We start from the raw sequence: 14,008 nt of genomic DNA on the forward strand, positions 1-14,008 counted from the left end.
AACGCTCGCCAGGCAGCGCTTCCATGCGGTGACAGGCGGCCGTCAGTGCATCCGTTTGCCGCCCCTGCGGAACCCGGTCCATGAGCGCCCCCTACCGCGGCCGCTTCGCCCCTTCGCCGACGGGCCCTTTGCACTTTGGCTCGCTCGTCGGCGCGTTGGCAAGCTACCTCGATGCGCGCGCACATGGCGGTACTTGGCTCGTTCGGATCGAAGACATCGACGGGCCGCGCACGGTGCCCGGCGCCGACGAGCGGATTCTCGACACGCTCGAGCGCTTCGGCATGCGCCCCGACGAGCCCCCCGTCTGGCAAAGCGGGCGCACCGCGCTATACGAAAACGCGTTCGAGCGCCTCGAGGCGGCCGGTGTCGTCTATCCGTGCGGCTGCACGCGCAAGGAAATCGCCGACTCGCTCGCCACTTCGCACGCGCGCCATACGACGCTCGCCTACCCCGGCACGTGCCGCCAAGGCCTCAGCGGCAAGCCAGCGCGCGCCTGGCGCCTGCGCGTGCCCGACGGCGCCGATGCGATCGTCACGTTCAGCGACAGATGGCAGGGCCCGCGCACGCAAAACCTTGCCACCGAGGTCGGCGACTTCGTCCTGAAGCGCGCGGACGGCCAATGGGCCTATCAGCTCGCCGTCGTCGTCGATGATGCCGACCAAGGCATCACCGATGTTGTACGCGGCGCCGATCTCATCGATTCCACAGCGCGTCAAATCTACTTGCAGCGCTGCCTCGGCCTGCCGACGCCCGCTTATTTGCACGTGCCCGTCGTCGTCGACGCGCACGGCGAGAAGCTCAGCAAGCAGACTGGCGCAGCCGAGCTCGACGCGAGCCGGCCGCTGCCCGCGCTGCAAGCGGCCGCGCGCCATCTCGGGCTCGCGACGACGGCCGTCGCATCGAGCGTGACACTCGAGACCTTCTACGTCGAAGCCACCGCTGCTTGGGCGGCGCGTTTCAGCCGTTGCGGAAGATGAAGCTGTAAGCGGAAAGCGCCGGCGCGCCGCCGAGATGAGCGTAGAGCACGTTCGAGCCGGCCGGGAATTCGCCGAGACGGACCTTATCGATCATGCCGTGCATCGACTTCCCTTCGTAGACCGGATCGGTCAGCATGCCCTCGAGCCGCGCGGTGAGCCGGATCGCCTCGAGCGTCCCGTCGTTCGGCAACCCATACTCGGGGCCGCCGTAGCGCGTGTCGAGCACGACGTCGTCATCGACGATCGAGCGCCCCAGATCGACGAGCTCGGCCGTATGCTTCGCGATGCGCAGAATCTGAGCGCGCGTGGCGTCGGGCTTTGCCGATGCGTCGATACCGATGACCCGGTCCGCGCGGCCGTCCGCCGCAAAGCCGACGATCATCCCCGCCTGCGTGCTGCCCGTCACCGAGCAGACGACGATGTAATCGAACTTGACGCCGAGTTCGGCCTCCTGCTGTCGCACTTCCTCGGCGAATCCGACGAAGCCGAGACCGCCGAGCCGGTGCTCGGAGCAGCCGGCCGGAATCGCATAGGGTTTGCCGCCGGCCTCCCGCACGCTCGCGAGTGCGTCCTCCCAGCTTTTGCGAATGCCGATGTCGAACCCGTCCGGCACGAGACGCACGTCGGCGCCCATGATGCGCGAGAGCTCGATGTTGCCGACACGGTCGTAGACGGCATCGGAATAGTTGACCCAATTTTCCTGGACGAGCACGCATTTCATGCCCAGATGCGCGGCGACGGCCGCCACCTGACGAGTCTGATTCGATTGGATGCCGCCGATCGAGACGAGCGTGTCGCAACCTTGCTCGAGCGCCTCGGGCACGAGGTATTCGAGCTTGCGCGTTTTGTTGCCGCCGAACGCGAGGCCGCTGTTGCAGTCCTCGCGCTTGGCCCAGAGATTGACCTTGCCGCCGAGATGCGCCGAGAGGCGCTTGAGCGGCTGAATCGGCGTCGGGCCGAATGTCAGGGGGTAGCGGGAAAACCGTTGCAGATTCATGGCGAGGCTCCAATCGTCGATGTGAGAGAGCGGCGCGACGGCGGCCGCTCGATGGAAGCGGATCGCGTGTCGTGCGACGAGAAAATGATAGGGAACCTTCGAAGAAATGAGGTTGCGAAATAGAAGGCCGCGGCGTAAGTTTGCTGACGAAGCAAGTCCTGCCGCCTAACGAAATTTTCCGTCACGAGCCATGTGCGCAACAAAATTACGGCATCGTCCCGCCACGGCCCAGCAGTCGGCGCCGCCGCCCGTTCAACTGGATCGCATCGATCGCGCGATCCTCAAGCATTTACAGCACGACGCCTCGATCTCCAACGTGGCCCTGGCCGCTAAGGTGAAGCTGAGCCCGCCCGCGTGCCTGCGGCGCGTGGAGCGATTGAAGGAGTCAGGTCTGATACGCGGAGTCGTCGCGCTGCTGGCGCCCAAGGCGATCGGCGCGGGCATGCTCGTCGTAATCGGCATCGTGCTCGATCGGTCGACGCCGGAAACTTTCGCCGAATTCGAGAAGGCCGCCCGCAACATCTCCGGCTGCATGGAGTGCCATGTGGTGACGGGCGAGTTCGACTACTTCATGCTCGTGCGCACGCGCGACAGCGACAGCTTCAATCGCCTGCACGCCGAGCAGTTGCTCTATCTGCCCGGCGTGCGGCAGATACGGAGCTTCATGGTGCTGAAGGAGATCTTGTCGACAACGGAATTTCCGCTCTGACGCGGCCGAGGAGTGCCCCTCGACTCAAGACGACGTATTGCGGCGGGACATGCCGAAGCCGCCGAGCAGCGCGGCAAGCGGCTGTTTCGGTGCCGGCTTGGCCACCGGCTCGGGCTTCTTCGGCTCCTCGCCCTTGCTCGCCGACGGCGACGGCTCGTAGGGCTTGTAGAAGAAGTCGTCGACGGGCGCGTGCCGGTGGGCCGGGCGCTCATAGGCGGACGCGCCGCGGCGGCGCCCGGAACGCTCGTCGCGCTCGCGGCGGCCATGCTCGTCGCGGTGATGCCGGACGGGCGAGTCCACCTGCAGAGGCCGGATCTCGAGCGGGCGCTTGATCAGCTTTTCGATGTCGGCGAGCTGTTTGCGCTCGTTCGGGCTGCAAAGCGAAAGCGCGTCGCCCGATGCGCCGGCACGGCCCGTGCGGCCGATCCGGTGCACATAGTCTTCGGCGTTGAACGGCAAGTCGAAATTGATGACGGCCGGCAACTCGACAATATCGAGGCCGCGTGCGGCGACGTCGGTGGCGACGAGCGCCTCGATCTCGCCGCGCTTGAAGGCGTCGAGCGCCTGCATCCGCTCGAGTTGCGATTTGTCGCCATGAATCGCCGACGCCACGACGCCGTCACGCTCGAGTTGGCGCGCAAGACGCCCCGCGCCGATCTTGCTGTTGCAAAAGACGATGACCTGCTTCAGGCCGCGCTCGCGAATCAACTGGACGACGGCGCCCTGCTTGTCGCCTTCGGCAACCTCATAGACGATCTGCGTGACGTTGGCCGCCGTCGAGTTGCTGCGCGCGACCTCGATCGTCTGCGGGTTGCGCAGATAAGTCGCGGCGAGCTTCTTGATCTCGGGCGAGAAAGTCGCCGAAAAGAGCAGCGTTTGGCGCTCCTTCGGCAGCAGGTTGAGGATGCGCTGCAAGTCCGGAAGGAAGCCCATGTCGAGCATGCGATCCGCCTCGTCGAGCACGAGCATCTGAACCTGACCGAGATTCGTCGTCTTTTGCTGGACATGATCGAGCAGGCGCCCAGGCGTCGCGATCAGAATTTCGACGCCGCGCCGCAGCTCCGCTTCTTGCGGGCCCATGTCGACGCCGCCGAAAACCACGGCGCTGCGCAGCGCCGTGTGCTTCGCGTACGCCTCGACGTTCGCGGCCACCTGGTCGGCCAGCTCGCGCGTCGGCGTGAGGATCAGCGCGCGCACGGGATGGCGCGCGGGCGAAGCGCTCGTGCTCGCAAGCGGCAAGAGCCGCTGAATGATCGGCAGTGAAAAGCTGGCCGTCTTGCCAGTGCCGGTCTGCGCGGCGCCCATGACGTCGCGGCCCGAAAGCACGACCGGGATCGCCTGCGCCTGGATCGGCGTCGGCGTCGTATAGCCTTGCTCGGCAATGGCCTTCAGGATGTCGGGGCCGAGGCCGAATTGGTCGAAGGTGGCGATGGTCGTAGGGGCTGACTGGGGCTTGGCAGCGGGATCGGACATAGTGGCGTTCGCTAAAAATGCGCCGTCGACGGCGCCGCGTCGTTCGCGCGCGGCCGTGAGCCGACGGGGGCGGCCAGCCTTGCGCGGCAGGGCAAGCTCGCGGTCGTCGCCAGCGAGGACCGCCCGTGACGCCGTGCGCCTGCGCACGCGCGCATCGCCGCGCCGCAAAGCGTCATGTGACGACGAGTGCGAGCGGCCGGCTCGGGCCAGTGGCGGAAGTCGACGAAACGCGCCACCGGAAAGGCCGGTATTGTAGCACCGCGCTGTTGCACGGACTGTGACAGTTCCTGGCTCCCCGATCCTGGCGCGACGATGCGTTACCGAGACGCGTCGTCGCTGCGGGCAGCCGACACCGGCCGCACCGCCGCCGCGGCCGCCTTCGCTCGCCGCCTCGCTTCGTCGATGTCGGCCCCCGTCGCGACGGCCACGCCCATGCGGCGCTTCTTGAAACTCTCTGGCTTACCGAAGAGCCGCAAGTCCGTTCCGGGCACGGCGAGCGCCTCGCGCACGCCCTCGAACGCGATGCCGGACTCCTCCAGCCCACCGTAGATCACGGCGGAAGCGCCGGGCGCGGCGAGGGACGGATCGACGGGCAAGCCGAGAATGGCACGCGCGTGCAGCTCGAACTCCGAGAAGCGCTGCGAGCGCAGCGTCACGAGCCCCGTGTCGTGCGGACGCGGGCTCACTTCGGAAAACCAGACGTCGTCGCCGCGCACGAACAGCTCGACGCCGAACACGCCGCGGCCGCCCAACGCCTCCGTGACCTTGCGCGCGATCTCGCGCGAGCGCGCGAGCGCGACGGCCGACATCGGCTGCGGCTGCCACGACTCGACGTAATCGCCGGCCACCTGCAAGTGGCCGATCGGCTCGCAAAAGTACGTATCGACGCTACCGGTCGTCGGCTCGACGGCGCGCACTGTCAGCTGCGTGATTTCGTAATCGAACTGGACGAAGCCTTCCACAATGACGCGGCCCACGTTGACGCGCGCCCCGGCCGTGGCGTACTGCCACGCCGGATCAATATCGGCCGCGCTCTTCAACACCGATTGGCCCTTGCCCGACGACGACATCACGGGCTTGACGACGCACGGGTAGCCGATGCGATCGATGGCCGCCTTCAATTCGTCGAGCGACTCCGCGAACGCGTACGGCGACGTCGGCAACCCGAGCGTTTCCGCCGCGAGGCGCCGGATGCCCTCGCGATTCATCGTCAGTTGCGTCGCGCGCGCGGTCGGGACGACTTCGGCGAGCCCGGCCGCTTCGATTTCGGCGAGCGCGTCGGTCGCGATCGCTTCGATCTCGGGCACGATGAGGTGCGGCTTCTCCGCGCGCACGAGCTCGGCGAGGGCGGCCGCGTCCGTCATGTCGATCACGTGCGAGCGATGCGCGACCTGATGGCCCGGCGCATTCGGATAACGATCGACGGCGATCGTTTCAACGCCAAGCCGCTGCAGCGCGATGATGACTTCCTTGCCAAGCTCGCCCGCGCCAAGCAGCATGACGCGCGTGGCGGAGGCGGAAAGCGGCGTACCGATTCGTTGACCGATCTGCATGACGGTTATCCGTTCGAGAAGAGGAGCTCGATGAAGCCGCGATGCTAGCATGCGACGCCGTGCGTTTCATCGCGTTGCCCGGGATGCCGCGAACGCCGCGCGCAACCTGCTGCCCGCGCTCGCTCGCGCGTCGCGGGCCGAGTACGCTACCCTTACGCCTTTCGAGCGATACAAGAAAGAAGGAACGAACCCATGTCGAATCCGTCCGTCGCGCGGCAGCGCGCAGCTTCGCGCGTCCGTCCGTCGCCCGGCCGCGCCGGCGCGCTGGCTGCCGCGCCGCTGGTCGGGGTGTGCGCGATGCTCGCGGCCTGCGCGATGCCGACGCATCCCGAGTCGGCCGCGCCGCCGAGCGACCCGTTCAATCCCGCGGCCACGCAGCTGCTCGACGACACGTCGTGGACGCTCGCGAGCTGGCAAACGGCCGGCGGGGCGACGCGCCAAATCGCCGGCGCGAAGGACGCGGCGGGCGGCGAGCGGGAAGCCGCCCCCACGCTCGTGTTGTCGACGACGACCGGCCAGCGCCGTGCTAGCGGCTTCGCAGGCTGCAATCGTTTCAGCGGGCCCTATGCACTCAAGAGCGGCGCGCTCACGTTGGGGCCGCTCGCCACGACGCGGATGGCCTGCTCCGGATCGCGCGGCGAACTCGAACACGCCTACCTCGACGCGCTTGCCCACATCGCGAAAACAGGCGTGCAATGGCGCACGCCGCATCGGCTCGAACTCGTCACGGAAGACGGCGCCACCCTGCGTTTCGACGCCGCGAGCCGGTAGGCGCGATGCGATGCGCGCAACATCGAAGCCGCACGGCGCCCCGAAAGGTTAAACTCGCCGCGGTGCGCGAAGCGCAGCTCTCTGCCTTTCTTTCCCATTAGTGTCCTGTCCCGTAAGTTCTTTGATAAATGAAATTGTCCAGATGGTCGTCAGGCAAGGAGGGAGGAGGCGCCATAGCCGTAGCTATGGCAACGACGAGCGACGCCGCTTGGCGGCCATCTGGGCGATTTCATATCAAAGGAACTTGCGGGACAGGGCACTAGAATGCATACGGTTGTTTCCGGCTGGTTCGGCGTCTCTGCCGTCTGGTTCGTTCCTCTCGCGTGGCGCCTCGCGAAGGCGCTGCTGCCTGGCGGCAGCGGCCTCGGCGGTCCTGGGACGATCCGCCTTTGGTTCGGCTTCGCCTGTGTGCTCGCGGCGAGCAGCACGCTCGAGGCCGCGCTCGCGCCTGCCTCCGGCAGTGCGCTCGGGCACGCATTCGTCGCCGGCGCGGACCACGCGTTCGGCGCGGCGGGCCGCCTCGTCGCTTCGGTCGGCGCGCTCGCGCTCTTGATCGCCGGCCTGCCGTGGCTGATCGGATTCAGCTGGCGTCATGCACTCGGCGCCGCCGACCGCGCGTTCGGGCTCGGACTCGGTTTGACCTCCTCGCGCGATCAGGCCCAAAACGTCGCGACGCGACCGAGCAGCCGGCAGGAGCGAGTCGCCGCGCGCGCAGGCGAGGCGCACCCGAGCAGCACCGGAACGGCGCGCGTCGCGACCGGCGGCATGTCGGCCGTCAATACGGTGAACACGATGGCGCCGAAGTCGGGGGGACGCTACGCTCGCCCCACCGTCTGGCAACCGCCGTCGGTATCGCGCGGGGCATCAGGCGCCGCAACGATGAAAACTCAGGGCGGTCAGCGCACGGACAGTACGATCATCGGTACGCGCCGCCAGACGGAACCTCGCCGGCCCGCCCCGCCGCTGCAGCCTGCCGCGCGCTCGAGCGCCGCACGGCCTGCTCCGCCCGCGGCGGCGCCTGACACGACGAGTGCGACTGGCGCGCCGCACCGGCCACGCCCCACGCAACATCCGCAAACCGCCCGGTCGTTCGCGGGAACCACTTCGGCACCAACGCCGCGACCGTATGCAACGACGCGCCCGCCAACCGTTTCGCCGGCCACGGAGCGTGAGCGCCCCCAGCCGGAGCCGCAGCCATCGGGCAGCGCTCTACCGGCGCCAAGCGTCGAAGAGACGTTGCGTGCGATCGAAGCGAACACGGCTCAGTGGACCGCGCTTGCGGGAATCAGCCTTGCGCGCCGCGGCGCGTCGGCGCAGTCGATGGGGAGCATCGACAGCACGGCTGACGAGCAGCCGACCGTAAGCGCTGAAGTGGAAACGGTTTCCTCCCGCTCGCTGCACCGAACCTCACCGCCGTCGTTGCCCGCGGAGCCGGAAGCGTCGTTGCCCGCGGAGCGGGAAGCATCGTCGCCCGCGGAGCCCGAACCGGCCGCGCCAGCCGCCTCGCCTTTGGAAGTGCGGCTGCCCGAGCCAAGCGCCCGGGCTACGGAAGCGCGATCCGCCGAGCCAACCGATTGGCCGACGCAAGTGCCCCGCTCCGAACCAGCCGCATGGCCTGCGCACGAGCAATCCCCCAAGCCAATCGATTCGGCCGAGCAAGCGCGATCCCCAGAGCCAATCCCGTCCCTAGTGGAGCCGCAAACGTCGGAGCCGGCCGCCCTGCCCCCGCCTGTGGAACCGCCAGCGGACCAACCGATCGTGGGCGAACCATCCACTGTTCTGGCCGTGGAGCCGTGGGACGAACCGGCGCCTGCCGAGCAGGCCGCATTCGTCCCGACACAGCCCCCAATCGGAGCAACCGACGCCGATGCGCCGGACGCCGCCGCATCCCCCGCGCCGATCCGCGGCCATGCCGCGACGGAGTTCGCGTTTCATGCGCCGGCGGCCGCTGCCGTCGAGCTGCCGTCGATCGAGCTGCTCGTGCAGGCGTCACCCGACGCAGAGCCGATCCCGGCCGAGCAACTGGCGCAAACGGGCCAGCTGATCGAGCAGCGCCTCCAGGAATTCAAGGTGCCCGTGACGGTGGTCGGCGCGTCGGCCGGCCCCGTCATCACCCGCTTCGAGGTCGAGCCCGCGCTCGGCGTTCGAGGCAGTCAGATAGTCGGCCTGATGAAGGACCTTTCGCGCGGCCTCGGCCTCACGTCGATCCGCGTCGTCGAAACGATTCCGGGCAAGACGTGCATGGGGCTCGAGTTGCCGAACGCGAAACGTCAGACGATCCGCCTCTCGGAAATCCTCGCGTCGGACGCCTACCGCCATTCCCCATCGAACCTCACGATCGCGATGGGCAAGGACATCACCGGGCATCCCGTGGTGACCGATCTTGCCAAAGCGCCGCACATGCTCGTGGCGGGCACGACGGGCTCGGGCAAGTCCGTTGCCATCAACGCGATGATTTTGTCGCTGCTCTTCAAAGCGACGCCGGAGGACGTGCGCCTCATCATGATCGATCCGAAGATGCTCGAGCTCTCCGTCTACGAGGGCATCCCGCATCTGCTCGCGCCCGTCGTTACCGACATGAAGCTCGCCGCCAACGCTCTGAACTGGTGCGTGGGCGAGATGGAGAAGCGCTATCGGCTGATGTCGGCTGTCGGCGTGCGCAATCTTGCGGGATTCAACCAGAAAATCCGCGACGCCGAGGCCGTGGAAAAGAAGCTGACGAACCCGTTTTCACTGACGCCCGACGCACCGGAGCCGCTTTCGACGCTGCCGCTCATCGTCGTCGTCATCGACGAGCTGGCGGACCTGATGATGGTCGCCGGCAAGAAGATCGAAGAGCTCATCGCGCGGCTCGCGCAAAAGGCGCGCGCCGCCGGCATCCATCTGATCCTCGCGACGCAGCGCCCCTCCGTCGACGTAATCACGGGGCTCATCAAGGCCAACATTCCGACACGCGTCGCGTTCCAGGTTTCATCGAAGATCGATTCGCGCACGATTCTCGATCAGATGGGCGCAGAATCGCTGCTCGGGCAGGGCGACATGCTGTTCCTGCCCCCCGGCACCGGCTACCCGCAGCGCGTGCATGGCGCGTTCGTCGCCGACGAGGAAGTGCATCGGATCGTCGAGCACTTGAAGCAGTTCGGCGAGCCGCAGTACGAGGAAGGGATTCTCGACGGCCCCGCCGCCGAGGGCGCGGCACAGGATCTCTTCGGCGACGCACCCGATGCAGAGGCCGATCCGCTTTACGACGAAGCGGTGGCGTTCGTCGTGCGCACGCGCCGCGCCTCGATCTCGGCCGTCCAGCGGCAGCTGCGCATCGGTTATAACCGCGCCGCGCGACTCGTGGAGCAAATGGAAGCGGCGGGACTCGTTTCGTCGATGAGCGTCAACGGCAGCCGTGAAGTGCTCGCGCCGCCCGGCCCCGATCAATAGCCATACTGAAGGTAAAACCTGCTCGGCGATTGCAAGAAGTAGCGAGTCCTTTCGTGCGCCGCACCAGCGACTCGGCGCCTTCCTCGGGCGAGCAAGCACTGAAGGAGCGGCACAAGCACGCCCCGGCATAGCCATTGCTTCGTTGGGGATGCATTGCCCGAACCGCTTTCATCCCCTGCCGCCCCGCCCCCCGTGAGGCGGTAGATTCGAGCCCACGTGCTTGCTCTGACGCGTGGGCTCTCTTTGTATCCGCGCGCGCGTCTTTGCCGCCCGCGCCGCGCCGGCGTCAGGACGCGGGCACAAACTTGAAGTCGACAGGCGAACCGATATCGAGCCGGATCGGATTGGGGCCGAGACGTCCCGTCTGCGGATCGCGGCTGAAAACGTAAGCCGTATCGCTATCCTGATTGCCCACGATGAGCCAGCGTCCGGTCGGATCGATCGAGAACTCGCGCGGCGTGCGCCCGAGCGTTGATTGGCGCCCGACGAGCCGCAAAAGACCATCATCGGGATTGACCGCGAAGATGACAATCTCGTTGGCGTCGCCGCGGTTGGTCGCATAGAGAAACCGGCCGTCGGGCGACAAATGAATCGCGCCGGCTCCGACTTTTCCAGTGAAGCCGGTCTCCGCAAGCGTCAGCACTTGCAACGAGCGCAACGTGCCGTTCGAGTACTGCAAAGCCGTCACTGTGCCGGCGAGCTCGCTCGTCAGATACGCGTATTGCCCTTTCGCATCGAAAACAAGATGGCGCGGTCCGGACCCGTACGGCATCTGCACATAGCGCTGCTCGGTCGGGCTCACGATCGCGCCCTGCCCGGCATTCGGCGCATAGCGATAGACGAACAGCTTGTCGAGGCCGAGGTCCTGAGCGAGCAGATAGCGGCCGTCTGGCGAGAAGACCGTCGAATGAACGTGCGCGCTGTCCTGCCTGCTTTTGACGGGCCCGCTCCCCTCGTGATGAACGACGAGTGCCGCCGTGCCGACACGTCCGTCGGCTTCGAGCGGAAAGACGGCGAAACTGCCGCCGGGATCGGCCGCGACCGAGTAGTTCGCCGCGAAGAGGTATTTGCCATCGGGCGAGATGCTTAGGTAGCAGGGATCGTTCCCCTCGGACGAAACGTGATCGAGGAGCGTCAGACGGCCGCTTGCCGCATCGAAAGCCATGGCGGTGATGCCGCCGCGAGCGCTTGCCGGACCGTTGTCGCCGGGCAATTCGTTGACGGCATAGACATAGCGGTTGTCGCGGCTCGGCACGAGATACGACGGATTGACGGTTCGCAGCACCGACAAGGGGCTTGCGCGGCCCGAGCGAGTGTCGAAGCGATAGACATAGATGCCCTCGCTCTTGCCCGGCGCCGTGTACGTGCCGACAAGCAGATCGTAGTCGCCGGCCGCCGTTCCGGCCGTTCCAGTCGTTTGAGCCACGGCTATAGCCGATGTCAATGAAACGCTCAGCAAGGTAAAAGCGGCCAACAAAGCGGCGATCGCAGCGCAGTCTTTGCGTCTGGGCGCCGGTCCGAGCGAGGTGGCACGCAAATCGCTGTGCCGCGGCAAAATGGTCGTACGCACGAAAAGCCCTCTCGATTCGCCACGAGCGAGGAACCGCCATGAACATTTCCATCAGCCTCGGACCGCTTGCCGCGCTCATCGCCGGCATCCTGATTCTGGCCGTGCCGCGCCTGCTCAATTACATCGTCGCGCTGTACCTCATCATCATCGGCATTCTGGGTCTCGTCGGTCCCGGTGCTGAGCATCTGAGGCTCTGAAGAGGGCCAGGCGCTTAACCGTGCATCAACTGCTCGAGGCGGAGCTTGCCCTGCAGCGAGAGTCCGCCGACCTCATAATGTCCACCACCGTCGCGGTGCTGCTTGAAGCACGCGCGCTCGATGAGAAACGCGGCAGCAGTATCCATGCCGTTGCGCGTCAGGCCGAGCAGTCTGGAATCGAGGGCAAGCAAGGCGTTGTCGTCGAGCTTGCTCGCGGCGGAAAGAATAGTGATGCAATCGACTTTGGACGGGTGCTGCATGGCGTCAATCCTCTCGATGAATGAACGTCACATAAGCGTTGAGGGCCAAAGATGCGTCGCGTGCGAGACTGATTGGTTGGCGCAGCGGAATCTTTTCCGTTCTTGTAGTCGTAGCGTATTGTGTGCTCGACTTCGTGCGACGCGCGGCCCGGATCCCCGAGGCACGATTGTAGCCAGCGACATCGAATCATGACAACGTCGGATCGTTCTGAAATCGTTCACATGCCTGCTCGAATAGAAGACTATGCCCTTGTCGGGGACGGCCACACGGCCGCGCTGATTTCCCGAGAGGGGTCCGTCGATTGGCTGTGCTGGCCGCGCTTTGATTCAGGGGCCTGCTTCGCGGCACTGCTCGGCACTCACGAGCACGGCTGCTGGCGCCTCGCGCCGGCGGCCGCCGCGTCGAAAATCACGCGTCGCTACCGCGACGGCACGCTGGTGCTCGAGACCGATTACGAGCTGCCGGAAGGCGCGGTGACGGTCATTGATTTCATGCCGCCCGGCAACGGCTGGTCCGAGCTCGTGCGCATGGTCGTCGGACGGCGCGGCACCGTGCCGATGCACATGGCGCTGACGCTACGCTTCGACTACGGCTTCTCGGTCCCATGGGTCACGCGGCTTGCGCACGGCAAGGGGATCAAGGCGACCGTCGGGCCGGATACCGTCGTGCTGCGCACGGACGTCGAACTGCGTGGCGCCAACATGCACACGGAAGCGGACTTCGTCGTCTCCGAGGGTGAGCGGGTGCCCTTCACGCTCGCCTACTCGTCTTCGCATCAGCACGTGCCGCCCGCCGACGATCCGTTCTCGGCGCTCGCGCGCACGGAGACGCACTGGCGGGAATGGTCCGCGCGCTGCAAAGTCACGGGCCGCTATGCGGCACCGATCCTGCGCTCTCTGATCACGCTCAGAGCGCTCGCCTATGCCCCGACGGGCGGCATCGTCGCGGCGCCGACGACGTCGCTGCCCGAGCTGATCGGCGGCACGCGAAACTGGGACTATCGCTATTGCTGGCTGCGCGATGCGACGATCACGCTGCTCGCGCTGATGCGCTGCGGGTATTACGACGAAGCGAGGGCATGGCGCACATGGCTCGGGCGCGTACTCGCCGGCTCTCCCGCGCAAGTGCAGATCATGTACGGACTCGCCGGCGAGCGACGGCTCCATGAGATGGAGATCGACTGGCTCCCGGGCTATGAGGGGTCGAGGCCCGTGCGCATCGGCAACAACGCCGTCGGCCAGCTTCAGATCGACGTCTACGGCGAGGTCATGAACGCGCTGCATCTCGCGCGTGTCGGCGGCCTGCATACCGAAGAAACCGTCTGGGCCGTGCAATGTGCGATGCTCGACCACCTCGAGAAAATCTGGCGCGATCCGGACGAAGGTCTCTGGGAAGTACGCAGTGGACGCCGCCAGTTCACATTTTCGAAGGTGATGGCCTGGGTGGCATTCGATCGCGCGATCCGCTCCGCCGAATCGTTCAAGCTGCACGGACCCGTCGAGCGCTGGCGCGAATTGCGCGATCAGATACACGCCGACGTCTGCCGCTCGGGATGGAACGAAAAAGTAGGCGCCTTTACGCAGTCATATGGCAGCGACGACCTCGACGCGAGCCTGCTGCTCTTGCCGCTCGTGGGTTTTTTACCGCCGGACGATCCGCGCGTCGCTTCGACCGTGCACGCGATCGAGCGTGAGTTGATGCACGACGGTTTCGTGCTGCGCTACCACACGGCCGAGGTCGACGACGGCCTGCCTCCCGGCGAAGGGACGTTCCTCGCCTGCAGCTTCTGGATGGTCGACAACCTCGCGCTGCAGGGCAGGCTCGACGAAGCGCACGCGATGTACGAGCGGCTTGTCGGCCTCGCCAACGATGTCGGGCTGCTCTCGGAGGAGTACGATCCGCGCGACAAACGCTTCACCGGCAATTTCCCGCAGGCGTTTTCGCACGTTGCGCTCGTCCACACAGGGCTTAATCTGATGCGCCACGAACAGGAAATGACGCATGTGACGGGGCACCCTAAAGACTGATCGGAAGCCACCACGCATGCCGCGCGAACCTGGTATGGGCC

The 14,008-nt window shown here is 66.5% G+C and carries 10 protein-coding genes and 1 pseudogene; 6 read left to right on the forward strand and 5 right to left on the reverse strand.

Annotated features, from left to right (window positions below):
• Positions 1–80 precede the first annotated feature (80 nt).
• Positions 81–977 (forward strand): tRNA glutamyl-Q(34) synthetase GluQRS, encoded by an 897-nt coding sequence (gene gluQRS / locus C9I57_RS16875; RefSeq protein ID WP_107151809.1) that lies wholly within the window; start codon positions 81–83, stop codon positions 975–977.
• On the opposite strand, the gene C9I57_RS16880 is transcribed toward gluQRS, so the two are convergent.
• A complete protein-coding gene (locus tag C9I57_RS16880; RefSeq protein WP_107151810.1) occupies positions 958–1,974 on the reverse strand; it encodes a 1-aminocyclopropane-1-carboxylate deaminase in 1,017 nt (338 codons plus the stop codon). The genes gluQRS and C9I57_RS16880 overlap by 20 nt on opposite strands.
• A gap of 190 nt (positions 1,975–2,164) precedes the next feature.
• Between C9I57_RS16880 and C9I57_RS16885 the strand changes: the two genes are divergently transcribed.
• Positions 2,165–2,683, forward strand: coding sequence for an Lrp/AsnC family transcriptional regulator (locus C9I57_RS16885; protein WP_107151811.1), 519 nt, complete (start codon positions 2,165–2,167; stop codon positions 2,681–2,683).
• 24 nt (positions 2,684–2,707) lie between these two features.
• Here C9I57_RS16885 and C9I57_RS16890 read toward each other — a convergent pair whose 3' ends face one another.
• Positions 2,708–4,156 (reverse strand): DEAD/DEAH box helicase, encoded by a 1,449-nt coding sequence (locus C9I57_RS16890; protein WP_107152051.1) that lies wholly within the window; start codon positions 4,154–4,156, stop codon positions 2,708–2,710.
• A gap of 317 nt (positions 4,157–4,473) precedes the next feature.
• Positions 4,474–5,709: a formate-dependent phosphoribosylglycinamide formyltransferase gene (gene purT, locus C9I57_RS16895; protein ID WP_107151812.1), complete on the reverse strand. Its 1,236-nt coding sequence runs from the start codon at positions 5,707–5,709 to the stop codon at positions 4,474–4,476.
• Positions 5,710–5,901: 192 nt separating this feature from the next.
• Here purT and C9I57_RS16900 point away from each other — a divergent pair, with 192 nt between their 5' ends.
• Entirely contained in the window at positions 5,902–6,480 is a 579-nt protein-coding gene (locus C9I57_RS16900) for an META domain-containing protein (protein WP_107151813.1), read from the forward strand.
• 1,884 nt (positions 6,481–8,364) lie between these two features.
• Positions 8,365–9,912: pseudogene (locus tag C9I57_RS33835) on the forward strand (DNA translocase FtsK); the annotation flags it as partial.
• 286 nt (positions 9,913–10,198) lie between these two features.
• Here C9I57_RS33835 and C9I57_RS16910 read toward each other — a convergent pair.
• Positions 10,199–11,398 carry a lactonase family protein gene (locus C9I57_RS16910; RefSeq protein ID WP_440130218.1) on the reverse strand — a complete coding sequence of 400 codons (1,200 nt, stop codon included), beginning with the start codon at positions 11,396–11,398 and terminating at the stop codon, positions 10,199–10,201.
• Positions 11,399–11,520: 122 nt separating this feature from the next.
• On the opposite strand from C9I57_RS16910, the gene C9I57_RS16915 reads away from it, so the two are divergent.
• Positions 11,521–11,679 carry a DUF3096 domain-containing protein gene (locus C9I57_RS16915; RefSeq protein ID WP_018442986.1) on the forward strand — a complete coding sequence of 53 codons (159 nt, stop codon included), beginning with the start codon at positions 11,521–11,523 and terminating at the stop codon, positions 11,677–11,679.
• Between the two features lie 14 nt (positions 11,680–11,693).
• Here the strand turns inward: C9I57_RS16915 and C9I57_RS33270 are convergent, their stop codons facing one another.
• Positions 11,694–11,939, reverse strand: a complete 246-nt coding sequence (locus C9I57_RS33270) for a hypothetical protein (protein WP_107151815.1) — start codon at positions 11,937–11,939, stop codon at positions 11,694–11,696.
• Between the two features lie 222 nt (positions 11,940–12,161).
• On the opposite strand from C9I57_RS33270, the gene C9I57_RS16925 reads away from it, so the two are divergent.
• Positions 12,162–13,967, forward strand: coding sequence for a glycoside hydrolase family 15 protein (locus C9I57_RS16925; RefSeq protein ID WP_107152053.1), 1,806 nt, complete (start codon positions 12,162–12,164; stop codon positions 13,965–13,967).
• Positions 13,968–14,008: the final 41 nt, after the last annotated feature.

It is taken from the genome of Trinickia symbiotica (assembly GCF_003028655.1).
Lineage (GTDB): Bacteria > Pseudomonadota > Gammaproteobacteria > Burkholderiales > Burkholderiaceae > Trinickia > Trinickia symbiotica_A.